Consider the following 26,505-nt stretch of genomic DNA (forward strand, 5'->3'; position numbering starts at 1 on the left):
CCATGAACCCAGTCTTCCACCACGTCTCCGTTCTCCTGGACGAGGCCGTACAGGCATTGGCGATCCAGCCTGCCGGCCGTTATCTGGACGGCACCTTCGGCCGCGGCGGACACAGCCGGGCAGTGCTGCGCCTGCTGGGTGGAGAAGGGCGGCTGCTGGGTTTCGACAAGGATCCCCAGGCGATCGCCGCCGGCCAGGCCCTGGCCACGGAAGACCCGCGATTCGAGATCGTCCAGCGCAGCTTCGCCGAGCTGGGCGATGAACTCGTCGGCCGGGGCTGGTCCGGTCAGGTCGATGGCGTGCTGCTGGATCTGGGCGTGTCCTCGCCCCAGCTCGACGATCCCGAGCGCGGTTTCAGCTTCATGCAGGACGGTCCCCTGGACATGCGCATGGATCCGAGTCGGGGGCAGAGCGCCGCCGCCTGGATCGCCACCGCGCCCGAGGCCGACATCGCCCAGGTATTCAAGGAATTCGGCGAAGAGCGTTTCGCCAAGCGCATGGCGCGTGCCGTGGTGCAGCGCCGTGAGGTCCAGCCCTTCGAGCGCACCGGCGACCTGGCCAAGGTGCTCACCGAGGCCAATCCGGCCTGGGAAAAGGGCAAGCATCCCGCGACGCGCGCCTTCCAGGGTCTGCGCATCTACATCAACCGCGAGCTGAGCGATCTGGAGCAGGGCCTGCAGGCCGCTTACGAGCAGCTGGCCGTGGGTGGCCGGCTGGTGGTGATCAGCTTCCACTCGCTGGAAGATCGCATCGTCAAACAGTTCATGCGCCGCCTGGCCAAGGGCGAGGCCGACCAGCTGCCGCGCGACCTGCCGATCCGCGCCACGGTCTTCGAGCCCTCGCTGCGCCTGTTGGGCAAGCCGGTTTATGCCAGCGACGCCGAACTGGCTGCCAATCCCCGCGCGCGCAGCGCCGTGATGCGCGTTGCCGAGAAGCTGAAATGAGCCGGCTCTTCGTCAAGAAACTGCCCCTGGGCAGCAGCGTCATGCTGGTGCTGTTCGCCGGTGTGCTGCTGTCGGCGGTGGCCGTGGCCTATAGCGCCCACTGGAATCGCCAGCTGCTCAACACCCTCTATGGCGAGATGGCCATCCGCGACAAGGCCCAGGCCGAATACGGCCGGCTGCTGCTGGAACAGAGCACCTGGACCGCCCACAGTCGCGTCGAGGCCCTGGCCAGCGGCCAGCTGCAGATGCGCATCCCCGATCCGGCCGAAATTCGGATGGTCAATCCGTGAAAGGCCTGATCGCGCGCCTGCCATGGCGCTTCAGCCTCATCATCGGGCTGTTGCTGGTCATGGTCGGCACCATCATCTGGCGCATCGTCGATCTGCACGTGATCGACCGGGCCTTTCTGAAGGGGCAGGGCGATGCGCGCAGCGTGCGCACCATCCCCATTCCCGCGCACCGCGGCCTGATCACCGACCGCAACGGCGAACCCCTGGCCGTGAGTACGCCGGTCACCACCCTGTGGATCAATCCCAAGGAACTGCTGGGTGCCGAGGATCGCTGGGCGACCCTGGCCGATGCCGTCGGCCAGCCACGGGCGGAACTGGCCAAGCGCATCGAGCAGAACGCCAGCAAGGAATTTCTTTACCTGGCCCGCGGCCTGACGCCCGAGCAGGGCGATGCGGTGATGACCCAGGTCAAGGCGCACAAGATTCCCGGTGTCTACGACATCGAGGAATTTCGACGTTTCTATCCGGCGGGTGAGGTGGCGGCCCATGTGGTCGGCTTCACCGACATCGACGACCACGGGCGCGAAGGCATCGAACTGGCGTTCAACGAGTGGCTGTCCGGCGTGCCGGGTCGTCGCCAGGTGGTCAAGGACCGCCGCGGCCGGTTGATCCGCGATGTCCAGGTCGCCAAGAACGCCAAGCCGGGCAATACCCTGGCGCTGTCCATCGACCTGCGTCTGCAGTATCTCGCCGCGCGCGAACTGCGCAACGCCCTGACCCAGTTCGAAGCCGAGGCCGGCAGCCTGACCATCGTCGACGTCAAGACCGGCGAGGTCCTGGCGATGGTCAACATGCCCACCTACAACCCCAACAATCGCCGCAGTCTGGAACCGGCCGCCATGCGCAACCGGGCGATGATCGACGTCATGGAGCCCGGTTCGGTGATGAAGCCGATCTCCATGACCGCCGCGCTCGCCAGCGGCCGCTGGAAGCCCACCGACAAGGTCAACGTCTATCCCGGTTCGCTGCAGATCGGTCGCTACACCATCAAGGACGTCTCCCACAGCGACGGCGCCCTGGACCTGACCGGCATCCTCATCAAGTCCAGCAACGTCGGCATGAGCAAGATCGCCTTCGACGTCGGTGGCGAGAACATCTACAACGCCATGCGCGCCGTCGGCCTCGGCCAGGACACCGGTCTGGGCTTTCCCGGCGAGCGGGTCGGCAATCTGCCCAACCATCGCAACTGGCGTCCGGCCGAGACCGCGACCCTGTCCTATGGCTATGGCCTGGCGGTGACCGCCGTGCAACTGGCCCACGCCTATTCGGTGCTGGCCAACGACGGTCGCTCGGTGCCGCTGTCCATGGTGCGCCTGGACAAGGCCCCGCCCAGCGATCAGGCAGTGGAAGAACGCGTTGCCAAGACTCTGCAGGGCATGTTGCAACAGGTCGTGGAAGCCCCCGGCGGCGCCTTCCGCGCCCAGGTGCCGGGCTACCACGTCGCCGGCAAGAGTGGTACCGCGCGCAAGACCAGCACCGGTACCCGTGGCTATGCCGAGAATTCCTATCGCTCGCTGTTCGCCGGCTTCGGCCCCACCAGCAATCCGCGCCTGGCCGCGGTGGTGGTGATCGATCGTCCCAGCAAGGGCGGCTACTACGGCGGCGTGGTCTCGGCGCCGGTGTTCAGCCGCGTGATGTCCGGTGCCCTGCGCCTGATGAACATCCAGCCGGACAACCTGCAGCCGCTGCCCGTGCAGCAGGCCCAGGCCCAGGCTGCCGCCAAACCGCTGCTGGTCGGGGAGCGTGATCGATGAGCCGTCTGCTGACCGACCTCCTACCTGAAGCCACCGCCGCCGTCGATATCGGCGGTCTGGCGCTGGACAGCCGCGAAGTTCAGCCGGGTTTCCTGTTCCTCGCCATTCCCGGTCTGCACAGCGACGGCCGCGCCCATATCGCCGCTGCCGCCGAGCGCGGAGCCGCGGCCATCGCCTACGAAGCGAAGGACGCCCCCGCGCTGCCGACCCTGGACATTCCCCTGATTGCCGTCGAGGGTCTGGCCACCCAGCTTTCCGCCATCGCCGGGCGTTTTCACAACGAGCCCAGCCGACGCCTGGCGTTGGTCGGCGTCACCGGTACCAATGGCAAGACCAGTGTCAGCCAGCTGATCGCCCAGGCCTGCGACCTGCTCGGTCAGCGTTGCGGCATCGTCGGCACCCTGGGTAGCGGCTTCTATGGCGCCCTGGCCGAAGGTCGCCATACCACGCCGGATGCCCTCAAGCTGCAGGCGACCCTGGCCGAACTGGCCGAGGGTGGCGCCGCCACCGTGGCCATGGAAGTCTCTTCCCATGGCCTGGCCCAGGGCCGGGTGGCGGCGCTGGCCTTCAAGGTCGCGGTCTTCACCAATCTCTCCCGCGACCACCTCGATTATCACGGGACCATGGCCGCCTATGGCGAAGCCAAGGCCCAGCTGTTCGCCTGGCCCGGGCTCGGCACCCGCGTCCTCAATCTGGATGACGCCTTTGGCCGCGAGCTGGCGGCTCGCCCCAGCCCGGCCGCGACCCTGACCTACAGCCTGAGCGATCCGGCCGCCAGCCTCCATTGCCAGGCCGTCCAGTTCGACGACCACGGCGTGCGCGCCCAGCTGGTCACCGCCCAGGGCACCGGCGAGCTGCGCAGCCAGCTGATCGGGCGCTTCAACCTGAGCAATCTGCTGGCCGCCATCGGGGCCCTGCTGGGTCTCGGTCATGCACTGGCCGACATCCTCGCCATCCTCCCGCAGCTGCAGGGCCCGGCCGGGCGCATGCAGCGCCTGGGTGGCGCTGGGCGACCGCTGGTGGTGGTGGACTACGCCCACACCCCCGATGCCCTGGACAAGGTGCTCACCGCCCTGCGGCCCCATGTGGGTGTCGAGGGGCGTCTGGTCTGCGTATTCGGCTGTGGCGGCGATCGCGATCGCGGCAAGCGACCGGAGATGGCCGCGGTGGCCGAGCGCCTGGCCGATCAGGTGGTGGTGACCGACGACAACCCCCGTACCGAGGATCCGGCCGCCATCGTCGCCGACATCCGCGCCGGCTTCGCACAGCCCGAGCAGGTGAGCTTCGCCGGCCGGCGTGAGGTGGCCATTGCCCAGGCCGTGGCCGCGGCGACCGCCCAGGACATCGTGGTGCTGGCTGGCAAGGGCCATGAGCCCTACCAGGAGATCGCCGGTGTCCGCCATCCCTTTTCCGATCTCGACCAGGCCGAGCGGGCCCTGACCGCCTGGGAGCGACAGCATGCTTAGATCCTTCACCCTCACCGAAGTGGCCGAGGCCCTGACCGGCAACCTGCTGGGCGCCGATGCCCTGTTCGACGGCGTCGGCACCGACAGCCGCAAGGCCGTGGCCGGACAGCTCTTCGTCGCCCTGACCGGGCCGCGCTTCGATGGTCATGCCTATCTGGCCGACGTGGCTGCCCAGGGCGCCGCAGCGGCCCTGGTCGAGCGTGCCGTCCCCGAGGTGCACCTGCCCCAGCTGGTGGTGGCCGATACCCGCCTGGCGCTGGGTCGCCTGGGCGCCTTCAATCGTGACCTGTTCCAGGGCCGGCTCGCCGCCGTGACCGGCTCCAGTGGCAAGACCACGGTCAAGGAGCTGCTCGCCGCCATCCTGCGTCAGCAGGGCGCCACTCTGGCTACCCAGGGCAATCTGAACAACGACCTGGGCGCGCCCCTGACCCTGCTGCAACTGGCCGCCGAGCATGCCTATGGTGTCATCGAGCTGGGTGCTTCCCATGTCGGTGACATTGCCTACACCGTGAGCCTGACACGCCCGGATGTCGTTATCATTACCAACGCCGGCCAGGCCCATGTGGGCGAATTCGGCGGCGTCGATCGTATCGTCGAGGCCAAGGGCGAGATCATCGAAGGCGTGGGCGAGGGTGGCACCGTGGTCCTCAATCGCGACGACGTGGCCTTCGAGACCTGGCAGCGCCGCGCGGCCGGTCGCAAGGTCGTCGCCTTCGGCCTGGATGCCCGCGCCGACGTCCGCGCCAGCGCGGTCACCCTGGACGCCCAGGGCCGCCCGAGCTTCCTCTTGCACACCGCCCAGGGCGAGGCGCCGGTCACCCTGCAACTGCTGGGTGCCCACAACGTCGGCAACGCCCTGGCCGCGGCCGCCGCCGCCCTCAGCCTGGGCCTGGAGCTGGCCACCGTCGCCCGTGGCCTCGCCACCGCGGCACCGGTCCAGGGCCGCACCCTGACCCGCACCAGCCAGCGCGGTGCCCAGGTCATCGACGACAGCTACAACGCCAACCCTGCGTCGGTGAAAGCCGGGATCGACCTGCTGGCGGCCCTGCCGGGCCGTCGGGTGGTGGTACTGGGCGACATCGCCGAGCTGGGCGAGTGGACCGAAGAGGGCCATCGCGACGTGGGCGAGCATGCCCGCGGCAAGGTGGACGCCTTCTACAGCGTCGGTCCCGCCATGGCCCATGCGGCCCGCGCCTACGGCGCCGAGGCGCGGCATTTCACCGATCGCGAACAGCTGATCGAGGCCCTGGCGGACGAGGACCGGGCCGGAACCACCCTGCTGATCAAGGGATCCCGCAGCGCCGCGATGGACAAGGTCGTCGCCGCGCTCTGCGCCATTAATACCGAGGAGAAACACTGATGCTGCTGCTGTTGGCGGAGTTCCTGCAACAGTTCTACAAGGGCTTCGCCGTCTTCCAATACCTCAGCCTGCGCGGCATTCTGGGCGTCCTGACCGCCCTGTTGCTGTCGTTGTGGCTCGGCCCCTGGATGATCCGCACCCTGCAGATCCGCCAGATCGGCCAGGCCGTGCGCAACGATGGCCCCCAGTCGCACCTGTCCAAGTCCGGCACCCCCACCATGGGCGGCGCCCTGATCCTGACCACCATCGGCATCAGCACCCTGCTGTGGGCCGATCTGCACAATCGTTACGTCTGGACCGTGCTGGCGGTGACCTTCCTGTTCGGCGCCATCGGCTGGGTCGACGACTATCGCAAGGTGATCGAGAAGAACTCCCGGGGCCTGCCCAGTCGCTGGAAGTACTTCTGGCAATCGGTATTCGGCCTGGGGGCGGCGATCTTCCTCTATGTCACGGCCAAGGCGCCCATCGAAACCACGCTGATCCTGCCGCTGCTGAAGAACATCGAAATCCCGCTGGGGATTTTCTTCGTTGTGCTGACCTACTTCGTCATCGTCGGCTCCAGCAACGCGGTCAACCTCACCGACGGCCTCGACGGCCTGGCGATCATGCCCACCGTGATGGTCGGTGGCGCCCTAGGCATCTTCTGCTACCTGTCGGGCAATGTGAAATTCGCCGACTACCTGCTGATTCCCTATGTGGAGGGTTCCGGCGAGCTGATCGTCTTCTGCGGCGCCCTGATCGGCGCGGGCCTGGGTTTCCTCTGGTTCAATACCTATCCAGCCATGGTCTTCATGGGTGATGTCGGCGCCCTGGCGCTGGGCGCCGCCCTGGGCACCATCGCCGTGATCGTCCGTCAGGAAGTGGTGCTGTTCATCATGGGTGGCGTCTTCGTCATGGAGACCCTCTCGGTGGTCATCCAGGTCGCCTCCTTCAAGCTGACCGGCAAGCGCGTCTTCCGCATGGCGCCGATCCACCACCATTTCGAATTGAAGGGCTGGCCCGAACCGCGGGTCATCGTGCGCTTCTGGATCATCACCGTGATCCTGGTGCTGTTCGGTCTCGCCACCCTGAAGCTGAGGTAATCGCAGTGCTCATCGCTTCCGACCAGTTCCGTATCGTCGTCGGCCTCGGCAAGAGTGGCATGTCGCTGGTGCGCTTTCTCGCGCGCCGGGGCGTGCCCTTTGCCGTGGCCGACACGCGGGAACAGCCGCCGGAACTCGCGACCCTGAGAACCCAGTATCCCCAGGTCGAGGTGCGCTGCGGCGAGCTGGATGCCGACTTCCTGGCCCGCGCCGCCGAACTCTACGTGAGTCCCGGCCTGGCCCTGGAAACACCGGCGCTGCAGGAGGCCGCCGCCCGCGGCGTGCGGCTGTCCGGCGACATCGACCTGTTCGCGCGCCATGCCCAGGCACCCATCGTCGCCATCACCGGTTCCAACGCCAAGAGCACCGTCACCACCCTGGTGGGCGACATGGCGCGGCGCGCCGGCAAGCGCGTGGCCGTGGGGGGCAACCTGGGCACTCCGGCGCTGGATCTGCTGGCCGATGACGTCGAGCTCTATGTGCTGGAGCTGTCGAGCTTCCAGCTGGAAACCTGCGAGCGGCTCAACGCCGAGGTCGCCACGGTGCTCAACCTCAGCGAAGACCACATGGATCGCTACACCGGCATGCCGGCCTATCACCAGGCCAAGCACCGTATCTTCCGCGGCGCCCGCCAGGTGGTGGTCAATCGCGACGATGCGTTGTCGCGGCCGCTGATCGGCGAGGGCGTGCCCTGCCTGACCTTTGGCCTGGGACGTCCGGATTTCCGTGCCTTTGGCATTCGCGAGGAGGAGGGCCGCCGCTATCTGGCGCTGGCCTTCGACAACCTGCTGGATGTCGAGGAACTCAAGATCCGCGGTACCCACAACCACAGCAATGCCCTGGCTGCGCTGGCACTCGGCCAGGCCGCCGGTCTGCCCATGGCGCCCATGCTGGAGGCCCTGCGCGCCTTCCCGGGGCTGGAGCACCGCTGCCAGTGGGTGGGCGAGGTAGTGGGCGTCAACTACTACAACGATTCCAAGGCGACCAATGTCGGTGCGGCGCTGGCCGCCGTGGAAGGCCTGGGCGACGACATCGCCGGCCAACTGGTGCTGATCGCCGGCGGCGACGGCAAGGGTGCCGATTTCAGCGCCCTGCGCGAACCCGTCGCCCGTCACTGCCGCGCCGTGGTGCTGCTGGGGCGTGATGCCGCGCGGATCGCCGAGATCCTGCCGGCCACCGTGCAGCAGCTGCGCGTCGCCACCCTGGAAGAGGCCGTGGCCGAGAGCCGTCGGCTGGCCCAGCCGGGCGACGCCGTGCTGCTGTCTCCGGCTTGCGCCAGTCTCGACATGTTCCGCAATTTCGAAGAACGCGGACGGCTGTTCGCCCAGGCCGTGGAGGCATTGGCATGATCCTCAGCCTGCTGCGTCCCTATCCCTCGCCGCTGGCGAGCCGCCATGGCATCGACCTGGACTTCCCGCTGCTGGCCGGCTGCCTGTTGCTGCTCGGCCTCGGTCTGGTGATGGTGACCTCGGCGTCTTCCGAGGTGGCCGCCGCCCAGTCCGGCAATCCGCTGTACTTCATGTACCGCCACCTGATCTATCTGGCGATCGGCTTCGTCTCCTGCGGCGTGGTGATGCTGATCCCCATGGCCACCTGGCAGCGCTTCGGCTTTCCGCTGCTGATCATCGCCTTCCTGCTGCTGGTAGCGGTGCTGGTGCCCGGCATCGGTCGCGAGGTGAACGGCTCTCTGCGCTGGATCGGCTTCGGCATCTTCAACGTGCAGCCCTCGGAGATCGCCAAGGTCTTCGTGGTGCTCTATCTGGCCGGCTACCTGGTCCGTCGCCAGCATGAGGTGCGCCACACCTGGGCCGGCTTCTTCAAGCCCTTCATCGTGCTCCTGCCGATGGCCATGCTGCTGCTGCGCGAACCCGACTTCGGCGCCACCGTGGTGATGATGGGCGCTGCCGGCGCCATGCTGTTCCTCGGCGGCGTCGGTCTGTTCCGCTTCCTGCTGATGGTCGCCCTGGCGGTGCTGGCGGTGTTCGTGCTGGTGCAGACCCAGTCCTACCGGATGCAGCGTCTGATCACCTTCACCGATCCCTGGGCCGACCAGTTCGGTTCCGGCTACCAGCTGACCCAGGCGCTGATCGCCTTCGGTCGCGGCGGCTGGACCGGCCTCGGACTGGGCAACAGCATCCAGAAGCAGTTCTATCTGCCCGAAGCCCATACCGACTTCCTCTTTGCCGTACTGGCCGAAGAGCTGGGGCTGATCGGCGCCATGGCCACCGTCGGCCTGTTCCTCTTCGTCTGCGTGCGCGGCCTGTTCATCGGTCACTGGGCCGAGCAGTCCAAGCAGTTCTTCTCGGCCTACGTGGCCTATGGCCTGTCGATGCTGTGGATCGGCCAGTTCCTGATCAACATCGGCGTGAACGTCGGCCTGCTGCCGACCAAGGGCCTGACCCTGCCGTTCCTCAGCTATGGCGGCAGCTCCCTGGTGATCTGCTGCGTGAGCATGGGCCTGCTGCTGCGCATCGAATGGGAGAGACGCACCCTGGTGGATACCGAGGATGTGGAATTCACCGAAGAGGATTTCGCCGATGTCCGCTAACGTCCTCATCATGGCCGGCGGTACCGGCGGGCACGTCTTCCCGGCCCTGGCCTGCGCCCGTGAATTCGAAGCCCGCGGCTATACCGTGCACTGGCTGGGTACCCCTCGCGGCATCGAGAACGACGTGGTGCCCAAGGCCGGCATCACCCTGCACCACATTCCGGTCACCGGGTTGCGGGGCAAGGGTGTGCGCTCCCTGGTGAAGGCGCCGTTGCAGCTCAGTGGCGCGCTCATGCAGGCCATCGGCCTCATGCGCCGGCTCAAGCCGGTCTGCGTGCTGGGTCTGGGTGGCTTCGTCACCGGTCCGGGTGGCCTGGCCGCCAAGCTGTGCAACATCCCGCTGGTGATCCACGAACAGAACGCCCACGCCGGCACCGCCAATCGCCTGCTGGTGCCCATGGCCGCGCGCGTCTGCGAAGGCTTCGCCGATACCTTCCCGGCGTCCGCAAAGCGCCTGTCCACCGGCAATCCGGTACGCGCCGAACTCTTCGCCCCGGTGACCCGGGCACCGCTGGAAGAGCGCGCCGCCAACCTGCTGGTGCTGGGCGGCAGCCTGGGCGCCGAGCCGCTCAACAAGCTCTTGCCCGAGGCCCTGGCGCAACTGCCGGCCGGACTTCGCCCGCTGGTCCGCCACCAGGCCGGTCGCCAGCACGCCGAGGTCACCGCCGAGCGCTATGCCAACGTCGCCGTGGAGGCCGATGTCCAGCCCTTCATCGCCGACATGGCCGCCGCCTATGCCTGGGCCGACCTGGTGATCTGCCGGGCCGGTGCCCTGACCGTCGCCGAGCTGACCGCCACCGGTCTGCCGGCGCTGCTGATTCCCCTGCCGCACGCCATCGACGACCACCAGACCAGCAATGCGCGCTTCCTGGAGCGCGCCGGTGCCGGTGTGGTGCTGCCGCAACATTCCACCCGCCCGGCGGATCTCGCCGCGCAGCTTACCGAGGTCCTGATGCATCCCGAACGTCTTGCCGGCATGGCCGCTCGCAGCCGAGCCCTGGCCAAACCCGATGCCACCCGTGCAGTCGTCGACGCCTGTCTGGAGGTTGCCCGTGGTTAAGTCGCAAAGTGCCATTCAGGCCGAAGTTCGGCGCATGCGCAGCATTCGACGCATCCACTTCGTCGGGATCGGCGGCGTCGGCATGTGCGGCATCGCCGAGGTGCTGCTGAACCTGGGTTACGAAGTCTCGGGTTCGGACCTCAAGGAGTCCGCGGTGACCGCGCGCCTGCAGCAATTCGGCGCGCGCATCTACATCGGCCATCGCGCCGAGAACCTGGATCAGGTCGATGTGCTGGTGGTGTCCAGCGCCATCAACAGATCCAACCCGGAGGTCTCCGCCGCCCTCGAGCAGCGCATTCCCGTGGTGCCCCGCGCCGAGATGCTCTCCGAGCTGATGCGCTATCGCCACGGCATCGCCGTCGCCGGTACCCATGGCAAGACCACCACCACCAGCCTGATCGCCTCGGTGTTCGCGGCCGAAGGCCTGGACCCGACCTTCGTCATCGGTGGCCGCCTCAATGCCGCCGGCACCAATGCCCAGCTCGGCACCAGCCGCTACCTGATCGCCGAGGCCGACGAGAGCGACGCCAGCTTCCTGCACCTGCAGCCCATGGTCGCCGTGGTCACCAACATCGACGCCGACCACATGAGCACCTACGAGGGTGACTTCAACCGGCTCAAGCGCACCTTCGTCGACTTCCTGCACAACCTGCCGTTCTATGGCCTGGCCGTGCTCTGCGTCGACGATCCGGTGGTGCGCGAGATCATTCCCCAGGTCGCCCGGCCCACCGTCACCTACGGCACCGCCGAAGACGCCGACGTGCGCGCCGTGGACATCCGCCAGGAAGGCATGCGTACCCATTTCACCGTGCTGCGCGAGGGCCGCGCGCCCCTGGCGGTCTCGGTCAACATGCCGGGCGTGCACAACGTGCTCAACGCCCTGGCCACCATCGCCATCGCTACCGACGAAGGCGTCAGCGACGAGGCCATCCTCAATGGCCTGTCCGGCTTCCAGGGGGTAGGGCGGCGCTTCCAGGTGTACGGCGAACTGCCGGTCGCCGGTGGCAGCGTCATGCTGGTGGACGACTACGGCCATCATCCGCGCGAGGTCGCCGCGGTGATCAAGGCCGTGCGCGGCGGCTGGCCCGAGCGCCGACTGGTGATGGTCTATCAGCCGCACCGTTTCAGCCGTACCCGCGATCTCTACGAAGACTTCGTCCAGGTGCTGGCCGATGCCAACGTCCTGCTGCTGATGGAAGTCTATCCGGCCGGCGAAGAGCCCATTCCCGGAGCCGACAGCCGTCAGCTCTGCCACAGCATCCGCCAGCGCGGCCAGCTCGATCCCATCTACGTGGAGCGCGGCAGCAACATCGCCCCGCTGGTCAAGCCGCTGCTGCGCCCGGGCGACATCCTGCTCTGCCAGGGCGCGGGCGACATCGGCGCCCTGGCGCCGCAACTGCTCAAGCACCCGCTGTTCGCCGCTGCCGCGACCGCCGAGAGTTCGGCATGAGCCTTCATCCGTACAACCCCTTGCCGGCAACCGCTGTTGCCAGCGCGCACGTGGAGGGCTGAACCTTGGTCGCCACCCTACGTCACAACCAGCCCGGCTTCGGCCGGTCGCGCAACGCCGAGCAGCGGGGCGCCAGTCGCCTGGTCGCCGAAGAGCCGCTGTCGACACGCCTGCCACGCCCGAGCCTGGGGCTGCTCAAGCGCATCCTCTGGCCGTTCCTGCTGCTGGGGCTGGGCTTCGGTACCTACGAAGGTGCCCAGCGCCTGCTGCCCTATGCCGACCGGCCGATCGCCAAGGTCAGCGTCAAGGGCGACCTGTCCTACATCAGCCAGGGGGCGGTGCAGCAGCGCATCGCGCCCTTCGTCGGCACCACCTTCTTCCAGGTCGACCTGGCCGACATGCGCCACGAACTGGAAACCATGCCGTGGATCGCCCACGCCGAAGTGCGCCGCGTCTGGCCGGACGAGATCAGCATCCGCCTGGAAGAGCAGATGCCCATCGCCCGCTGGGGCGACGAGGCGCTGCTGAATAACCAGGGTGAGGCTTTTGCCCCGCAGGATCTGGCCAACTATGACAATCTACCGCGGCTGTACGGCCCCAAGCGGGCCCAGCAGCAGGTAATGCAGCAGTACCAGATGTTCAGCCAGATGCTTCGGCCGCTCGGTTACACCGTGTCGCGCCTGGAAATGCACGAGCGCGGCAGCTGGTACCTCACCACCGGTCAGGGGCTGGAACTGGTGTTCGGCCGCGACCAGCTGGTGGAAAAGATGCGGCGCTTCATGCGCCTGTACGATCAGGTGCTCAAGGCACAGATGGACAATATCGCGCGGATCGATCTGCGTTATCCGAACGGTCTGGCCGTGGCCTGGCGTGATCCCGCTGTCGCCGCCACCCCCGTGACCGAACCGGCCAAGCATTGAGGAGAAGTTTTTTACTATGGCAAGCGTGCAAAGCGGCAAGATGATCGTCGGCCTCGACATCGGCACTTCCAAGGTCGTGGCTCTGGTCGGCGAGGTGTCTTCCGATGGTCAGATCGAGATCGTCGGGATCGGCACCCATCCGTCGCGCGGGCTCAAGAAGGGCGTGGTGGTCAACATCGAATCCACCGTCGCCTCCATCCAGCGGGCCATCGAAGAAGCCCAGCTGATGGCCGGTTGCCGGATCCATTCGGCCTTCGTCGGCATTGCCGGCAATCACATTCGCAGCCTGAATTCCCACGGCATCGTGGCGATCCGCGATCGTGAAGTGAGCCCTGCGGACATCGAGCGGGTGCTCGATGCCGCCCAGGCGGTGGCCATCCCCGCCGACCAGCGCGTGCTGCACACCCTGGCCCAGGACTATGTGATCGATAACCAGGAAGGGGTGCGCGAACCCCTGGGCATGTCCGGCGTCCGCCTGGAAGCCAAGGTTCACGTCGTGACCTGCGCCGTCAACGCCGCGCAGAACATCGAGAAATGTGTTCGTCGTTGCGGCCTGGAAGTCGACGACATCATCCTTGAACAACTGGCGTCGGCCTATTCGGTGCTGACCGACGATGAAAAGGAACTGGGCGTCTGCCTGGTCGACATCGGCGGCGGCACCACCGATATAGCCATCTTTACCGAAGGCGCCATCCGCCATACGGCGGTGATACCTATTGCTGGCGACCAAGTCACAAATGACATTGCCATGGCCTTGAGAACCCCAACGCAATATGCCGAAGAAATCAAGATTCGGTATGCTTGTGCCTTGGCGAAACTGGCTGGACCGGGCGAAACCATCAAGGTGCCCAGCGTGGGTGACCGTCCGCCGCGAGAATTGTCGCGTCAGGCCCTCGCGGAAGTGGTCGAGCCCCGTTACGATGAGCTATTCACACTGGTGCAAGCGGAACTGCGCCGCAGTGGTTACGAGGATCTGATCCCCGCTGGGATCGTACTCACCGGTGGTACCGCGAAGATGGAAGGCGCGGTCGAGCTGGCGGAAGAGATTTTCCATATGCCGGTACGCCTGGGGGTGCCCCAGACGGTCAAGGGTCTGACTGACGTGATCAGCAACCCGATCTATTCCACAGGCGTCGGCCTGTTGCTCTATGGCCTGCAAAAGCAGACCGATCCCTTGCCGGTTGTTTCTGGCGGATATAGCAGCGAAACCAAATCCACAGTCCTGGAACGCATGAAGCGTTGGGTCCAGGGCAACTTGTAATTCACAATTAAACCGCGGCAGTAGGCGAAGATCCGAAAGGAAGAGAGGGGACCATGTTCGAACTCGTAGACAACATTCCACAAAGCGCCGTGATCAAAGTCATCGGCGTGGGCGGTGGCGGTGGCAACGCCGTCAACCACATGGTCAAAAGCGGTGTTGAAGGCGTCGAATTCATCTGTGCAAATACCGACGCCCAGGCCCTGAAGAACGTCACATCCCGTACCGTGCTGCAACTCGGCCCGGGCGTCACCAAGGGTCTTGGTGCCGGCACCAACCCGGAAATCGGCCGCCAGGCGGCCATGGAAGATCGTGAGCGCATCGCCGAAGTCCTCGAAGGCGCCGACATGGTCTTCATCACCACCGGCATGGGCGGTGGCACCGGTACCGGTGCGGCGCCGATCATCGCTGAAGTGGCCAAGGAAATGGGTATCCTGACCGTTGCCGTGGTCACCCGTCCGTTCCCCTTCGAAGGCCGCAAGCGCATGCAGGTCGCCGACGAAGGCATTCGCTCCCTGTCCGAATGCGTCGACTCGCTGATCACCATCCCCAACGAGAAGCTGCTGACCATTCTGGGCAAGGACGCCAGCCTGCTGGCCGCCTTCGCCAAGGCTGACGACGTCCTCGCCGGCGCCGTCCGTGGTATCTCCGACATCATGCAGCGTCCCGGCCTGATGAACGTCGACTTCGCCGACGTCAAGACCGTGATGGGCGAGATGGGCATGGCCATGATGGGTACCGGCCACGCCAGCGGTCCGAACCGTGCGCGCGAAGCCACCGAAGCCGCCATCCGCAACCCGCTGCTGGAAGACGTCAACCTGCACGGCGCCCGCGGCATCCTGGTCAACATCACCGCCGGCCTGGATCTGTCCCTGGGCGAATACGCCGCCGTCGGCGAGATCATCGAGGACTTCGCGTCCGAGCACGCCACCGTCAAGGTCGGCGCCGTGATCGATCCGGAAATGCGCGACGAGCTGCACGTCACCGTGGTCGCCACCGGCCTGGGTGCGCGCATCGAGAAGCCGGTCAAGGTGGTGGACAACACTGCCCAGACCCTGGCCGCAGCCCGTCAGGAAACCGCTCCGGTCAACTACGACGACCTCAAGTACCCGACCTCGATGCGCTCCGGTCGTGGCAGCCAGAATCATGGCGGCTCGGCAGCGGCGACCAAGGTCAATCCCAACGACGACCTGGATTACCTGGACATCCCGGCCTTCCTGCGTCGTCAGGCTGATTGATCGGGTATATCACAAGCCAGGGTGTGATTAGTGGGCATCGATTTTCGCTTCTGCTATCATCGCGACTTCGTTGAACACCATTCGCACCCTGCGACCGAGCGGCCCTGGCATGATTAGACAACGCACCCTCAAGAACACCATTCGCGCCACTGGCGTTGGCCTGCATTCCGGGGAAAAGGTTTACCTGACCCTGAAGCCGGCGCCGGTCGACACGGGGATCGTGTTCCGTCGCACCGATCTCGATCCGGTCGTGGAAATCCCGGCCTGGGCCGAGAACGTGGGTGAAACCACCATGTCGACCAACCTGTTCAGCGACACCGGCGTCAAGGTCGGTACCGTTGAGCATCTGCTGTCTGCCATGGCCGGTCTGGGTATCGACAATGCCTACGTCGAGCTGTCCGCGGTCGAAGTGCCGATCATGGACGGCAGTGCCGGTCCCTTCGTGTTCCTGATCCAGTCCGCCGGTCTGCAGGAACAGGAAGCGGCCAAGCAGTTCATCCGTATCAAGCGTGAAGTGACTGTCGTCGACGGTGACAAGCGCGCCACCTTCGTGCCCTTCGACGGCTTCAAGGTGACCTTCGAAATAGATTTCGATCACCCGGTGGTCAACAACCGTACCCAGAAGGCCTCGGTGGACTTCTCGAGCACCTCCTTCCTCAAGGAAGTCAGCCGTGCCCGTACCTTCGGCTTCATGCGCGACCTGGAATTCCTGCGTTCGCACAACCTGGCCCTGGGCGGCAGCGTCGACAACGCCATCGTGGTGGACGAGAAGGGTGTGATCAACGAAGACGGTCTTCGTTACGAAGACGAATTCGTCAAGCACAAGATCCTCGACGCCATCGGCGACCTGTACCTGCTCGGCAAGAGCCTCATCGGCGAATTCCGTGGCTACAAGTCCGGTCATGCCATGAACAATCGCCTGCTGCGTGCGCTGCTGGCCGATCGTGATGCCTGGGAAGTGGTGACCTTCGAAGATTCCGGTCTGGCGCCGATTTCCTACATGAGACCTGCGGCTGCCGTCTGAGTCCGGTCCAAGAAAAAGCCCTGCATCCGCAGGGCTTTTTTTATGGCCGCTGAAAAGGCCTAGCGACGCGCCAGGGGCTCACCCTGGAAGCTCACTCCGGCCAGGCCGTGGGCGATAAGGGCGCGGATGTTGGCGTGGTCGCTGCCCTCGGGGGTCTGCAGCACGCTGCGATAGTGCTCGCCAAAGGCCAGCAGGGCTTCCTGATCGCTCAAACCTTCGAGCTTGGCCAGGCCCAGGGTCTTGCAGGAGCCTTCGTTCTGGCCCGCCGCATTGTCCACCGCGCCATTGCGAAAGGCTGTGGGCTGGTAGTGGTAGTGCTCGGCGACAAAGGCCAGGGTGTCGGCGAAGGCATGGTCGCCCTGGGCCAGGCGGGCGCGGAAGCTGGCGAGATCGCTCATTTGTTCTGCTGCTCCTGGAAGGCCGCGGCCTGGGCCGGCGAGGCCTCGGTCTGGTACTGGGCTTTCCAGTCGGCATAGGGCATGCCGTAGACGGCCTCGCGGGCATCGTCCAGGCTCAGCGCCAGGCCCTTGTCGTCGGCCGCGGCCTTGTACCACTTGGACAGGCAGTTGCGGCAGAAGCCGGACAGGTTCATCAGGTCGATGTTCTGCACGTCGGTGCGCTTGCGCAGGTGCTCGACCAGGGTGCGGAAGGCGGCGGCCTCCAGTTCCAGGCGGTCTTGTTCGGTCATGGCTGATTCCTCTTGCTAGCGGCGGCCGTGGCGCAGGTGGCGCCCGCCGTTGACGGTAAAGGTGCTGCCAGTGGCGTACTGGGTCGACAGCAGATAGAGCACGGTATCGACGATGGGATCGGCGCCGGGTTCGAAATCCAGCAGCGCCTTGTCCAGGGTCGCCTGGCGATAGGCCTCGTCGGCGCCTTCCTTGAAGATCAGCAGGCCCGGCGCGATGGTGTTGACCCGGACGGTGGGCGCCAGGGCCTCGGCAAAGGACAGGGTCAGGTTGTGCAGGGCGGCCTTGGTGGCGGCGTAGCCGATGTGGTTGCGGCTGCCGCGGGTGGCGCTGTCGTCGCCGATATGGATGATGTCGGCCCGGTGCGCGGCCAGCAGCAGGTCCTGCAGGCCCAGGTTGAGGTGGTAGGGCGCTTCCAGGTGCAGGCGATAGAGCAGCCGCAGATTGTCCAGGCCGTCTTCGGCCCAGACCGAGGCGTTGTGCACGATGCCGCGTAGCGCCGGATGGCGTTCATGCAGCTGCCGCAGCAGGATGTCGCGCTGCGCCTCTTCCGCCAGATCGACCTGATAGGCCTCGATTTCCAGCTCACGCAAGGGACCGGGATCGTCGCGATAGACGGCGATGACGGGTTGGCCCTCCGCCAGCAGCCGGCGGGTCAAGGCGAGACCGACACGGCGATTGGCGCCGGTGACCAGAAGGGGAAGGGTTGCGGACATGAGGGTACCCGATCCTGATGAACGAGGCGGCCAGAGGGCTGGCCGCCGCTATTGTACGCATTCGACGCGTCAGGATGCAGGCCGATCCGTGCGGGCCTAGCGGGCGCTGCCTCGCCAGTCGTTGGCCCGCGAGGCGTTGTGCAGCCAGCCCTTCAGCACCCGGGTGATCAGTGGGATGAAGACGCAGACCATCACCGGGGTAAGGATCAGGGTGCTCAGCAGGATGCGCGGCAGCAACGGCAGATGGGCCAGGTAATCGCCGAAGGCGGCATTGAACAGCAGCGAGATGGGAAAGAACGCCAGCCAGACCGCGATGCTCTGCTTCCAGCGCGGTGGCGGCTGCAGGCCGGCGCCGAACCAGTCGTCCATGCCTTGGGCGCGCCGTGCCAGGGGCGCTTCGAACAGGCCCTGGCCACGCTCCAGCCAGAGGCGCCGGGTGTCCGAGTGTTCCCAGGCGTCGAGGGTCTGGGGGCAGGCGAAGCGAAAGACGATCTGCACCAGGTTGTCGCCTGGAGGCGGGGTCAGAACCCCCGAACCGAGATAGCCGGGATGCCCGGTGGCCAGGGCTTCGCCTTCGCGCAGCCAGACCAGAAAGGCGTCGTATTGGCCGGCCGCGACGCGCCGCGCGACCATGAGGGTAACAGGCTGATTCATGCTCTAACTCCGGGCGATCGGGCCGGATAGGCCGGATGCCGTCACGCCGCCGGGTAGGCGGACAGGTGGCGAAGACGCCTGGGGTAGCAGGCGGCGCTAGCATAACAAGCCTTGAGACCCTTGGCTGCAGCCGGGGTTGCCAGCGGAGTCGTCTTGCTGACGGAGCGCCAAGCCGGGCCGCGCCAGGCATACTGGGCGGGATTCCACGCAAGAGGTCCGTATGAAAGTCGCACTGTTGAATGGCTCGGTCTATGGCACTGCCGAAGATATCGCCCGTCAGGTGAAGGCGCGCCTGAGCGCGGCAGGCCATGAGGTCTGGCACCAGCCCAATGCCGATCTCGCCAGCCTGGAGGCCTTCGCGCCCGAGGCCCTGCTGGCTATCACCTCCACCACCGGCATGGGCGAATTGCCGGCCAGCCTGGAATCCCTGTATTTCCAGCTGCGCGATCGGCTGCCGCCCTGGTCCGGACGACCCGGCGCCGTGCTGGCCCTGGGTGATTCCAGCTATGGCGACACCTATTGCGGCGGCGGCGAGCTGATGCAGGAATTGTTCGCCGAACTGGGGCTGCGCGAAGTGCTGCCCATGCTGCGCATCGATGCCAGTGAAACGGTCACGCCGGACGAAGACGCCGAGCGCTGGGTCGCCGAGGTCATCGCCGCCCTGGGCTGATCTTGCCCCGGCAGCAAAGCTGCTTTACCCGCGCGGAGCGCGCCGCCGGGCCCGGTTCGCTGTCCTCGCCCCCTCGGCCTCGGTATCCTTGGCGCCTGTCGAGGATTTGAGAAGGAGCCCTGGGTGAATAGATATCTGCGCCTGGCTCTGGAGCTGTGCGGATTGGGCGCGCTGTGGGGTGTGGGTACCTGGCTGGCCACCTATTTCGCCTTGCCGGTACCAGGCGGGGTGGTGGGGCTGGCCATGCTGCTGGTGCTGCTGGCCGCGCGCATCGTCGAGCCCGAGTGGTTGCAGGGCGGCGTGCGCCTGCTGCTGGGGGAAATGCTGCTGTTCTTCATTCCCGCGCTGCTGAGTCTGCTCGACTACGGTCCGTTGCTGCGGCAAGAGGGTGTGCGCATCCTGCTGGCCATCCTGCTCAGCACCGTGCTGACCATGGTCGCGACCGCCCTTACCGTGGACTGGATGTTTCGCCGGCGAGGGCGTCGCGATGCTTGATCTGCCCGGACTCTTCTGGCTGCTGCTGACGGTGGCGGGCTATGGGGTGAGTCGGCTGCTCTATGCCCGGCTGCGCTGGTATGTGGTCAGTCCGATCATCTTCGTCACGGTGCTGCTCTATGCCGCCACCCTCTGGCAGCAGGTGAGCTATGCCGAGTACGCCCACTACAGCCACTGGCTGATCACCCTGCTGGGGCCGGCGACGGTGGCCTTCGCCGTGCCGATCTGGCAGCAGAGACGCCTGCTGGCGCGCTACTGGCAGGCGTTGCTGGCCGGCCTCTGCGTCGGCAGTGGCGTGGCCATTGGCAGTTCCTGGTTGCTGGCCCGGCTGCTGCTGCTCGATGACCGGGTGCTGCTGTCCATGCTGCCGCGCTCCATCAGTACTCCCTTTGCCATGCCGATGTCCGCCACCGTGGGGGGCGTCCCCGAGCTGACCGCGGCTTTCGTGATGATCACCGGCCTGGGGGGCGCCATCCTCGGCAGTCTGCTGATCAAGCTGCTGCCGCTCAAGTCTGCCCTGGCCCGCGGTGCCCTGTTCGGCATGGGCGCCCACGGCGTAGGGACCAGCAAGGCCTACGAGGTCGGCCTGGAGGAGGGCACCGTGGCCGGCCTGGTCATGGTGCTGGCCGGCCTGAGCAATCTGCTCGGCGCCCAGCTGGTGCTCTGGCTGCTGCACCGCTAGTGCAGGGTGGCGGACGGCGCGCCCAGTTGCGCCAGCCGCCGCCGCACCTGCTCGCGTTCGGCATCGTCTTCGCTGATCAGCAGGGCGTGCTGCAGGTCGTAGCGCTCGGCCTGGGGGCAGTCGAGCTGGCGGTACAGATCGGCGCGCGCCAGGTGATCGATGACCCCGACCGTGCCCAGCTCGATGACCCGCTGGGCATCCTTGAGCGCGGCCAGCGGCTGGTCGCCCTGGCGATGCAGTTCCCGCAGATTGCGCGAGAGTCGCTGCATCATCTGCCGCGGACCGAGGGGCGCCAGATAGCTGGCCTGCAGTTGCGCGTTGGGCCCGAACTGATCCACCAGCAGTTGGCGGCAGTCGTTCATGTACAGGCGACGACCGCCGAAGGGTTCGAGCAGATGATCCGCGCCTGGCACGCGCAAGAGGAAATGTCCGGGAAAGCCGATACCCTGCAGGTCGATCTCCAGGCGCCGGGCCAGTTCCAGAGCCACCAGGGCGATCGACAGCGGCTGGCCGCGTCGCCGCGCCAGGACCTCGTCGAGCAGGGCAGCCGTAGGGTTCAGGGGCCACTCGGCCGCGCGAAAACCGGCATCGCACAGCTGCCGCAACAAGGCCTGGGCCCGCTCGGCGTGACTGGCATCGCCATCCAGGCTGGCGACCAGGCGCAGTGCCAGGTCGTCCAGCGAGTGCAACAGGGCCGGGGGATCGATCTGTTCGTGGTGTTCGGCCGCGATCCACAGGGCGGCTTCCAGCAGCCGGGGATCGGGCCGGTCCAGGCAGGCGAGGCAGGAAAGACGCGCGTCCACGGTAGACTCCAGAGCCCTCGCGGGCTTTTCCTCAGGTTTTAGCCTGCCAGCGCCGGGCCGTCCAGTCTGCGACAGTTGCGCACTGGCCGACGGTCCGGCTTCTCGCTATAAGAGCGACTGACGCCAGGGCAACCTCGAGAACGGGATTCCGGCATGGATCTATCTTCGAGTGGAGGTCTTCACTCTTGCGGAGGGAGCAGCACGCCATGAAATGGGCAGACAACGGTCGCAAACGCATGCACGACGGGGCGAACTCCCTCGGCAACCTGCTGGTGGAAGGCTTCCACTATTTCGGCCTGTTCGCCATAGGCGCGGCCACGGCCTGGGCCTCGGTGATGGCTTTCATCGGCATGCTCGACAAGGGCCAGGCGAGCATCGATGACATCCTGCTGCTCTTCATCTACCTGGAGCTGGGTGCCATGGTCGGCATCTACTTCAAGACCAACCACCTGCCGATCCGCTTCCTGCTCTATATCGCCATCACCGCCCTGACCCGCTACCTGATCGGTGACGTCTCTCATCATCGGCCGCCGGATGTCGGGCTGCTGTATCTCTGCGGCGGGATCTTCCTGCTGTCGCTTGCGGTGCTGGCGGTCCGCGTCGCCTCGAACAGGTTTCCTTCCAGCAGGGCGCTGGATGCGGCGGGTGATGTGGTGGGCGAGGGCGCGGGCGACAAGTAGCCCGCGGCACCGCTATCCGCTGCGTTCCCGGCAGTGCAACTGGCCAGGCCAGGCGCTGCCGGGATGACCCGCTGGCGGGTGCCTAGCGGTCCAGCGGCGCCAGCAACTGGGCCAGGTCGCTTTCGGTCAGGCGCCAGTCGCCGCTGTTCTCGCTGAGAATGCCGGCGCTCAGGCGCGCCTTTTCCTGCTGCAGCTGCTGGATGCGTTCTTCCAGGGTGCCGCGGGCGATCAGCTTGTAGACGAACACCGGACGATCCTGGCCGATGCGGTAGGCGCGGTCGCTGGCCTGCTGCTCGGCGGCCGGATTCCACCAGGGATCGAAGTGGATCACGGTGTCGGCCGCCGTCAGGTTGAGACCGCTGCCGCCGGCCTTGAGGCTGAGCAGGAATACCGGCACTTCGCCGTTCTGGAAGCGCTGCACCGGGGTGCGCCGATCCCGGGTTTCGCCGGTCAGGGTGACGTACGGGATGCCGCGCTGGTCGAGGTCGGCGGCGATGAGGTCGAGCATGCTGGTGAACTGGGAGAACACCAGGACCCGGCTGCCACCGGGGAGCAGGGCGTCGAGGCGCTCGTTCAGCGCCGCCAGTTTCGCCGAGGGCTTGGCCACGCTGGCGTCTTCGTTGGGCACCAGGCGCAGGTCGCAGCAGACCTGGCGCAGGCGCAGCAGGGCATCGAGGATCAGCAGCTGGCTGCGACCGATGCCCTGACGGGCGATCTCGGCGCGGACGCGCTCGTCCAGCAATAGGCGCAGGTCTTCGTAGCGTTCGCGTTGCGCCGCGCTGAGTTCGACCAGCTGGACGATCTCGGTCTTGGGCGGCAATTCGCTGGCGACCCGCTGCTTGGTGCGGCGCAGCATGAAGGGGCGGACCCTTGCCTTGAGCGCCGCCAGGCGCTGCACATCGCCTTCGCGCTCCACGGGGATGCGATAGGCCTGCTTGAAGCCTTTCTCGTCGCCCAGCCAGCCGGGCATCAGGAAGTGGAATTGCGACCAGAGTTCGCCCAGGTGATTTTCCAGCGGCGTGCCGGTCAGGCAGAGGCGATGGCGGGCGCGCAGGTGGCGCGCCGCCTGGGCGGCCTTGGTGGCGGCATTCTTGATCGACTGGGCTTCGTCGAGCACCTGCAGGTGGAAGTCGTAGCCGGCCAGGCGCTCGGCGTCACGAGGTAGCAGGGCATAGGTGGTGAGCACCACGTCGTGCTCCGGAATCCGCTCGAAGCGACTGCTGCGGGCGCTGCCCTGCAGGGTCAGCACGCGCAGGCCGGGGGCGAAGCGGGCGATCTCGTCCTGCCAGTTGGGGATCAGGCTGGTGGGCATGACGATCAGCGCCGGCGCGGTCAGGCGACCGGCCGCCTGCTCGACGAGGATGTGCGCCAGGGTCTGCAGCGTCTTGCCCAGGCCCATGTCGTCGGCCAGGATGCCGCCCACGTCCAGTTCCCGCAGCGCCTGCAGCCAGGCCACGCCGTCGCGCTGATAGGGCCGCAATTCGGCGTGCAGGGTGTCCGGCAGGACCACCGGCTCGGCGGCATAGCTGCGCAGGCGTTCGGCAAAGTTGCGTAGGCGCTCGCCGCCTTCCCACTCTAGCGGCAGGCGTTCGTCCAGCTCGGCCAGGCGCGCGGCGTCCAAGCGCGGCAGGCGCAGGGCACGGTCCTGGGTGAGGCGATCGGTGGCATAGAGTTCACCGAGGATCTGCAGGATCGGCTTGAGCCGCCCCAGGGGCACGGCGACCCGTTGCACCCGGCCCTGCTGGCCGGCCAGGCGCGGCGGCTCGATACGCAAGAGCACGGGTTCGTCGTCGGCGCGCTTGGCCAGCATCGCCGGTTCGTACTGGGAGGGCTCGCGCCGTATGGCATCGATCAGCAGCGGGATCAGGCTGACGCGGCGCTGGCCCAGGCGGATGCCCAGTTCGACGTCGAACTGGCCGCTCGCGGCGGTCGCGTCCTGCACCTCTTCGAGGTGACCGTACCAGCCTTCCACCGGTGTCAGGTCGAAGGTGAATTCGGGATGGGCCTCGATCTGCCAGCCGGCTTCGCGCAGACCTGGGATGACCTGCTGCACGAATCTGAGCCAGGCGGGGTCGTCCGGCAGTTCGAACATCTCGCCACTGTCGTCGGGCAGCGCGGCGCTGCGCCGGGTCGCCAGGCGCAGGCCGTGGTCGAGCAGCGTCTGCCGCCAGCGTTGTTCGGCCGGCAGCTGGCGCGCGGGATAGTCGGCTTCCGGGGTGCGCGGCGGCGCCCCGAACAGGCGCCGCGAGCCATAGGCGAAGGCCAGGGCGGCGCGATGGCGTACCGTGGGTCTCATCTTGCCGATGTGGCGGTCGTAATCGATCTGGGTATGGCTGCCAAGGGTCAGGACCGGGCGAGGCAGCTCCGGATGGGCGACCGGCGTGGCCGGCAGGGCGGCCTCGCTGCGTTGTAGCCGCTCGAGTTCGATGAGGGCGGCGGCGGCATGCTTGCAGTTGCGGCCGACCGGGCAGGTGCAGCGGGCGTCGACCCGCCAGGCGGTCTCGCCCGCGCGCAGGCTGATCGCCTGCCGATAGGCCGGTCCGGCCGGGCTGTGGCACTCGGCATAGAGCTGACCCTTGGCGGCCGAGCGCAGCTGCACCAGGCCGTCGAGCGCCAGCCGCCGGCCGCGCTCGTAGTTGCGCTCCGTGAAGGCGCCTTTCCAGTCCTGCCACTTGAGCCGTTCGAAACGTAACGCCATCGTTCACCCAGGCTGTTCGTACCAAACCGGCTATTCTGCCACAGTCCGCCAGGCGCCCGCCGGACTCCCTTGACCTATGTGAGAATGAGAATATAGTGCATTTAAATGGGTGGGGAGCGAGACGATGCGTGAACAGCCGTTGACCAGCGTAGCCCTGATCGATGCCAGTCGCCTGGAAGCACGGCGAGAAGGGCGCTTGCGCGCGCTGCAGCGCGGCATCCTCATCAGTTGCAGCCTGGGTGTCCTGGGCGCTGCGGCCCTGCACCTGGCCTACTTGGCCGCCGGCGGTCGCTAGGGCTGCCTGGCCCCGATCCGTCCAGAAAAAAGCCCCGCACAGGGACCTGTGCGGGGCTTTGTCTTCAGCACCGGTCGGAGACCGGCGGCGGGGTCAGACCAGCAGGTCGCCCACGCGGTACATCTTCATGGTGTTGGTGCCGTCACGCTTGGTGTAGCTGTCGCCCTTGGTCAGGATGACCCAGTCGCCGTGCTCGACGATACCGCGCTTGAGCAGTTCGTCCACCGCGGCCTGGCTCACCTTGTTCGCCGGCATGGTGGTCGGGTCGAAGGGGATGGTGTGCACGTTGCGGAACAGCGCGGTGCGGGCCTGGGTGGCGCGGCTGGACGCGAAGGAGAAGATCGGCACCGAGGAACGCAGGCGCGACATGATCAGCGGGGTGTAGCCGGTGTCGGTCAGGCTGATGATGGCCTTCACGCCGGGGAAGTGGTTGGCCACGTAGATGGAGGCCAGGGCGATGCTCTCGTCCCAACGGGTGAAGGTATGACCCAGGCGGTGGCTGGACAGCTTGCTGGTGGGCTGCTTCTCGGCACCGACGCAGACGCGCGCCATGGCCTTGACCGCTTCCACTGGATACTGGCCGGCGGCGCTCTCGGCGGAGAGCATCACGGCGTCGGTGTTGTCCAGCACGGCGTTGGCCACGTCGGAGACTTCCGCGCGGGTCGGCATGGGGCTGCTGATCATCGACTCCATCATCTGGGTCGCGGTGATCACCGCCTTGTTGAGGCGCCGGGCGTGGGAAATGATGCGCTTCTGGATGCCCACCAGCTCGGCGTCGCCGATTTCCACGCCCAGGTCGCCCCGGGCCACCATCACGGCGTCACTGGCATGGATCAGGCCGTCCAGGGCTTCGTCGTCCGCCACGGCTTCGGCGCGCTCGATCTTGGCCACCAGCCAGGACTTGCCACCGGCGGCTTCCATCAGGCGACGGGCTTCGTGCATGTCTTCGGCATCACGCGGGAAGGACACGGCCAGATAGTCGACCTCCATGGAGGCGGCCAGCTTGATGTCTTCGCGGTCCTTGTCGGTCAGCGCCGGAGCGGTGAGGCCACCGCCGCGACGGTTGATGCCCTTGTGGTCCGACAGCGGGCCGCCGATCAGGGTGGTGCAATGCAGTTCGGTGGCGGTCATGCCTTCCACGCGCAGGACCACGCGGCCATCGTCCAGCAGCAGTTCGTCACCCACGCGGCAGTCGGTGACCAGGCCCGGGTAGTCGATGCCGACCACTTCTTCGGTGCCTTCGGTGCGCGGATGAGCGATGGACAGGCGGAAGGGATCGCCGACCTTGAGTTCGATGCGCTTGTTGACGAACTTGGCGATGCGGATCTTCGGACCCTGGAGATCGCCGAGCAGGGCGACATGGCGACCGTGCTTGGCGGCGAGATCCCGTACCAGCTGACCACGAGCCCGGTGCTCGTCGGGCGTTCCATGCGAGAAGTTCAGGCGTGCGACGTCGATGCCGGCGATGATGAGCTGCTCGAGGACTTCCGGAGAATTGCTGGCCGGGCCCAGGGTGGCGACGATCTTGGTACGGCGATAAATCATGCAGTCTTTCCTTTAGCGGATTGCAACCATGAGTCGGCGCCTTAGCGCCGAGTCGACGTAGAACACGGAGCGCAGCTCATTGTAGCGCTGTCGCGTGGCCAGCACATGACGGCTTTTCGCAGCTTGGTCACACCAATGGTCGTTTGCCCTCAAGAAGCGGGCTCCGGCGCCGATCTAGCGAGCAGGA

Annotated in this window: 26 protein-coding genes; 19 read left to right on the forward strand and 7 right to left on the reverse strand. The window is 66.7% G+C overall.

What is annotated here, in order from left to right; genetic code table 11:
- Positions 1 to 2: 2 nt before the first annotated feature.
- The 14 genes from rsmH (at position 3) to lpxC (ending at position 16,394) form a co-directional block, all read left to right on the forward strand.
- The gene (gene rsmH / locus OXS31_RS17315; protein ID WP_077171622.1) at positions 3 to 944 is read left to right on the forward strand and encodes a 16S rRNA (cytosine(1402)-N(4))-methyltransferase RsmH; all 942 of its coding nucleotides are present in this window, start codon (positions 3 to 5) and stop codon (positions 942 to 944) included.
- On the forward strand, positions 941 to 1,234 hold the full coding sequence (gene ftsL, locus OXS31_RS17320) for a cell division protein FtsL (protein WP_007162061.1): 294 nt from the start codon (positions 941 to 943) through the stop codon (positions 1,232 to 1,234). Before rsmH ends, ftsL begins: the two co-directional genes overlap by 4 nt.
- Positions 1,231 to 2,988, forward strand: a complete 1,758-nt coding sequence (locus tag OXS31_RS17325) for a penicillin-binding transpeptidase domain-containing protein (RefSeq protein ID WP_027600786.1) — start codon at positions 1,231 to 1,233, stop codon at positions 2,986 to 2,988. The genes ftsL and OXS31_RS17325 overlap by 4 nt, the downstream gene beginning before the upstream one ends.
- Positions 2,985 to 4,454 (forward strand): UDP-N-acetylmuramoyl-L-alanyl-D-glutamate--2,6-diaminopimelate ligase, encoded by a 1,470-nt coding sequence (locus tag OXS31_RS17330; RefSeq protein ID WP_267400903.1) that lies wholly within the window; start codon positions 2,985 to 2,987, stop codon positions 4,452 to 4,454. The genes OXS31_RS17325 and OXS31_RS17330 overlap by 4 nt, the downstream gene beginning before the upstream one ends.
- The gene (murF, locus tag OXS31_RS17335; RefSeq protein WP_267400904.1) at positions 4,447 to 5,814 is read left to right on the forward strand and encodes a UDP-N-acetylmuramoyl-tripeptide--D-alanyl-D-alanine ligase; all 1,368 of its coding nucleotides are present in this window, start codon (positions 4,447 to 4,449) and stop codon (positions 5,812 to 5,814) included. Before OXS31_RS17330 ends, murF begins: the two co-directional genes overlap by 8 nt.
- Positions 5,814 to 6,896 carry a phospho-N-acetylmuramoyl-pentapeptide-transferase gene (gene mraY / locus OXS31_RS17340; protein ID WP_007162057.1) on the forward strand — a complete coding sequence of 361 codons (1,083 nt, stop codon included), beginning with the start codon at positions 5,814 to 5,816 and terminating at the stop codon, positions 6,894 to 6,896. The genes murF and mraY overlap by 1 nt, the downstream gene beginning before the upstream one ends.
- A gap of 5 nt (positions 6,897 to 6,901) precedes the next feature.
- Positions 6,902 to 8,245 carry a UDP-N-acetylmuramoyl-L-alanine--D-glutamate ligase gene (gene murD, locus OXS31_RS17345; protein ID WP_267400906.1) on the forward strand — a complete coding sequence of 448 codons (1,344 nt, stop codon included), beginning with the start codon at positions 6,902 to 6,904 and terminating at the stop codon, positions 8,243 to 8,245.
- Positions 8,245 to 9,444, forward strand: coding sequence for a putative lipid II flippase FtsW (ftsW, locus tag OXS31_RS17350; protein ID WP_027600273.1), 1,200 nt, complete (start codon positions 8,245 to 8,247; stop codon positions 9,442 to 9,444). The genes murD and ftsW overlap by 1 nt, the downstream gene beginning before the upstream one ends.
- On the forward strand, positions 9,434 to 10,504 hold the full coding sequence (gene murG / locus OXS31_RS17355) for an undecaprenyldiphospho-muramoylpentapeptide beta-N-acetylglucosaminyltransferase (RefSeq protein ID WP_267400909.1): 1,071 nt from the start codon (positions 9,434 to 9,436) through the stop codon (positions 10,502 to 10,504). The genes ftsW and murG overlap by 11 nt, the downstream gene beginning before the upstream one ends.
- Positions 10,505 to 10,538: 34 nt before the next feature.
- Positions 10,539 to 11,954 carry a UDP-N-acetylmuramate--L-alanine ligase gene (murC, locus tag OXS31_RS17360; protein ID WP_267400994.1) on the forward strand — a complete coding sequence of 472 codons (1,416 nt, stop codon included), beginning with the start codon at positions 10,539 to 10,541 and terminating at the stop codon, positions 11,952 to 11,954.
- A 65-nt stretch (positions 11,955 to 12,019) separates the two neighbouring features.
- The gene (locus OXS31_RS17365) at positions 12,020 to 12,874 is read left to right on the forward strand and encodes a cell division protein FtsQ/DivIB (RefSeq protein WP_007162052.1); all 855 of its coding nucleotides are present in this window, start codon (positions 12,020 to 12,022) and stop codon (positions 12,872 to 12,874) included.
- A 16-nt stretch (positions 12,875 to 12,890) separates the two neighbouring features.
- The gene (gene ftsA / locus OXS31_RS17370) at positions 12,891 to 14,135 is read left to right on the forward strand and encodes a cell division protein FtsA (RefSeq protein WP_007162051.1); all 1,245 of its coding nucleotides are present in this window, start codon (positions 12,891 to 12,893) and stop codon (positions 14,133 to 14,135) included.
- Between the two features lie 53 nt (positions 14,136 to 14,188).
- On the forward strand, positions 14,189 to 15,370 hold the full coding sequence (ftsZ, locus tag OXS31_RS17375; RefSeq protein ID WP_007162050.1) for a cell division protein FtsZ: 1,182 nt from the start codon (positions 14,189 to 14,191) through the stop codon (positions 15,368 to 15,370).
- A gap of 109 nt (positions 15,371 to 15,479) precedes the next feature.
- Positions 15,480 to 16,394 carry a UDP-3-O-acyl-N-acetylglucosamine deacetylase gene (gene lpxC / locus OXS31_RS17380; protein WP_007162049.1) on the forward strand — a complete coding sequence of 305 codons (915 nt, stop codon included), beginning with the start codon at positions 15,480 to 15,482 and terminating at the stop codon, positions 16,392 to 16,394.
- 59 nt (positions 16,395 to 16,453) lie between these two features.
- Here lpxC and OXS31_RS17385 read toward each other — a convergent pair whose 3' ends face one another.
- The 4 genes from OXS31_RS17385 to OXS31_RS17400 form a co-directional block, all read right to left on the reverse strand.
- Entirely contained in the window at positions 16,454 to 16,792 is a 339-nt protein-coding gene (locus OXS31_RS17385) for a HopJ type III effector protein (protein WP_027600275.1), read from the reverse strand.
- A complete protein-coding gene (locus OXS31_RS17390; RefSeq protein WP_007162047.1) occupies positions 16,789 to 17,082 on the reverse strand; it encodes a DUF1244 domain-containing protein in 294 nt (97 codons plus the stop codon). The genes OXS31_RS17385 and OXS31_RS17390 overlap by 4 nt, the downstream gene beginning before the upstream one ends.
- Before the next feature lie 15 nt (positions 17,083 to 17,097).
- Positions 17,098 to 17,796: a dihydromonapterin reductase gene (folM, locus tag OXS31_RS17395; RefSeq protein WP_267400922.1), complete on the reverse strand. Its 699-nt coding sequence runs from the start codon at positions 17,794 to 17,796 to the stop codon at positions 17,098 to 17,100.
- A gap of 96 nt (positions 17,797 to 17,892) precedes the next feature.
- Positions 17,893 to 18,450 carry an antibiotic biosynthesis monooxygenase gene (locus OXS31_RS17400; protein ID WP_007162045.1) on the reverse strand — a complete coding sequence of 186 codons (558 nt, stop codon included), beginning with the start codon at positions 18,448 to 18,450 and terminating at the stop codon, positions 17,893 to 17,895.
- Between the two features lie 220 nt (positions 18,451 to 18,670).
- Between OXS31_RS17400 and OXS31_RS17405 the strand changes: the two genes are divergently transcribed.
- From OXS31_RS17405 to OXS31_RS17415, 3 genes are all read left to right on the forward strand, one after another.
- Positions 18,671 to 19,120, forward strand: a complete 450-nt coding sequence (locus OXS31_RS17405; protein ID WP_267400923.1) for a flavodoxin — start codon at positions 18,671 to 18,673, stop codon at positions 19,118 to 19,120.
- Between the two features lie 123 nt (positions 19,121 to 19,243).
- Entirely contained in the window at positions 19,244 to 19,615 is a 372-nt protein-coding gene (locus OXS31_RS17410; RefSeq protein WP_007162043.1) for a CidA/LrgA family protein, read from the forward strand.
- Positions 19,608 to 20,297 carry an LrgB family protein gene (locus OXS31_RS17415; RefSeq protein ID WP_042137211.1) on the forward strand — a complete coding sequence of 230 codons (690 nt, stop codon included), beginning with the start codon at positions 19,608 to 19,610 and terminating at the stop codon, positions 20,295 to 20,297. Before OXS31_RS17410 ends, OXS31_RS17415 begins: the two co-directional genes overlap by 8 nt.
- Here OXS31_RS17415 and OXS31_RS17420 read toward each other — a convergent pair.
- Complete coding sequence (locus OXS31_RS17420) at positions 20,294 to 21,100, reverse strand: transglutaminase family protein (protein ID WP_027600280.1); 807 nt, start codon at positions 21,098 to 21,100, stop codon at positions 20,294 to 20,296. The two genes, OXS31_RS17415 and OXS31_RS17420, sit on opposite strands and share 4 nt — an antisense overlap.
- A gap of 206 nt (positions 21,101 to 21,306) precedes the next feature.
- Between OXS31_RS17420 and OXS31_RS17425 the strand changes: the two genes are divergently transcribed.
- Entirely contained in the window at positions 21,307 to 21,780 is a 474-nt protein-coding gene (locus tag OXS31_RS17425) for a phosphate-starvation-inducible PsiE family protein (protein WP_044342462.1), read from the forward strand.
- An 82-nt stretch (positions 21,781 to 21,862) separates the two neighbouring features.
- Here OXS31_RS17425 and OXS31_RS17430 read toward each other — a convergent pair whose 3' ends face one another.
- Entirely contained in the window at positions 21,863 to 24,478 is a 2,616-nt protein-coding gene (locus OXS31_RS17430; protein ID WP_042137215.1) for a DEAD/DEAH box helicase, read from the reverse strand.
- 124 nt (positions 24,479 to 24,602) lie between these two features.
- Here OXS31_RS17430 and OXS31_RS17435 point away from each other — a divergent pair, with 124 nt between their 5' ends.
- Entirely contained in the window at positions 24,603 to 24,773 is a 171-nt protein-coding gene (locus OXS31_RS17435; protein WP_007162038.1) for a hypothetical protein, read from the forward strand.
- Positions 24,774 to 24,866: 93 nt separating this feature from the next.
- On the opposite strand, the gene pyk is transcribed toward OXS31_RS17435, so the two are convergent.
- Positions 24,867 to 26,318, reverse strand: a complete 1,452-nt coding sequence (pyk, locus tag OXS31_RS17440) for a pyruvate kinase (protein ID WP_007162037.1) — start codon at positions 26,316 to 26,318, stop codon at positions 24,867 to 24,869.
- Positions 26,319 to 26,505: the final 187 nt, after the last annotated feature.

This window comes from Pseudomonas sp. GM_Psu_1, from assembly GCF_026544185.1.
GTDB classification, from domain to species: domain Bacteria; phylum Pseudomonadota; class Gammaproteobacteria; order Pseudomonadales; family Pseudomonadaceae; genus Chryseomonas; species Chryseomonas oryzihabitans.

Coding starts and splice junctions, on each gene's coding strand:
- rsmH (WP_077171622.1), top strand. CDS start 3: ATGAACCCAGTCTTCCACCACGTCTCCGTTCTCCTGGACGAGGCCGTA.
- ftsL (WP_007162061.1), top strand. CDS start 941: ATGAGCCGGCTCTTCGTCAAGAAACTGCCCCTGGGCAGCAGCGTCATG.
- OXS31_RS17330 (WP_267400903.1), top strand. CDS start 2,985: ATGAGCCGTCTGCTGACCGACCTCCTACCTGAAGCCACCGCCGCCGTC.
- murF (WP_267400904.1), top strand. CDS start 4,447: ATGCTTAGATCCTTCACCCTCACCGAAGTGGCCGAGGCCCTGACCGGC.
- mraY (WP_007162057.1), top strand. CDS start 5,814: ATGCTGCTGCTGTTGGCGGAGTTCCTGCAACAGTTCTACAAGGGCTTC.
- murG (WP_267400909.1), top strand. CDS start 9,434: ATGTCCGCTAACGTCCTCATCATGGCCGGCGGTACCGGCGGGCACGTC.
- murC (WP_267400994.1), top strand. CDS start 10,539: ATGCGCAGCATTCGACGCATCCACTTCGTCGGGATCGGCGGCGTCGGC.
- ftsA (WP_007162051.1), top strand. CDS start 12,891: ATGGCAAGCGTGCAAAGCGGCAAGATGATCGTCGGCCTCGACATCGGC.
- ftsZ (WP_007162050.1), top strand. CDS start 14,189: ATGTTCGAACTCGTAGACAACATTCCACAAAGCGCCGTGATCAAAGTC.
- lpxC (WP_007162049.1), top strand. CDS start 15,480: ATGATTAGACAACGCACCCTCAAGAACACCATTCGCGCCACTGGCGTT.
- OXS31_RS17385 (WP_027600275.1), bottom strand. CDS start 16,792: ATGAGCGATCTCGCCAGCTTCCGCGCCCGCCTGGCCCAGGGCGACCAT.
- OXS31_RS17390 (WP_007162047.1), bottom strand. CDS start 17,082: ATGACCGAACAAGACCGCCTGGAACTGGAGGCCGCCGCCTTCCGCACC.
- folM (WP_267400922.1), bottom strand. CDS start 17,796: ATGTCCGCAACCCTTCCCCTTCTGGTCACCGGCGCCAATCGCCGTGTC.
- OXS31_RS17400 (WP_007162045.1), bottom strand. CDS start 18,450: ATGAATCAGCCTGTTACCCTCATGGTCGCGCGGCGCGTCGCGGCCGGC.
- OXS31_RS17405 (WP_267400923.1), top strand. CDS start 18,671: ATGAAAGTCGCACTGTTGAATGGCTCGGTCTATGGCACTGCCGAAGAT.
- OXS31_RS17415 (WP_042137211.1), top strand. CDS start 19,608: ATGCTTGATCTGCCCGGACTCTTCTGGCTGCTGCTGACGGTGGCGGGC.
- OXS31_RS17425 (WP_044342462.1), top strand. CDS start 21,307: ATGAAATGGGCAGACAACGGTCGCAAACGCATGCACGACGGGGCGAAC.
- OXS31_RS17430 (WP_042137215.1), bottom strand. CDS start 24,478: ATGGCGTTACGTTTCGAACGGCTCAAGTGGCAGGACTGGAAAGGCGCC.
- OXS31_RS17435 (WP_007162038.1), top strand. CDS start 24,603: ATGCGTGAACAGCCGTTGACCAGCGTAGCCCTGATCGATGCCAGTCGC.
- pyk (WP_007162037.1), bottom strand. CDS start 26,318: ATGATTTATCGCCGTACCAAGATCGTCGCCACCCTGGGCCCGGCCAGC.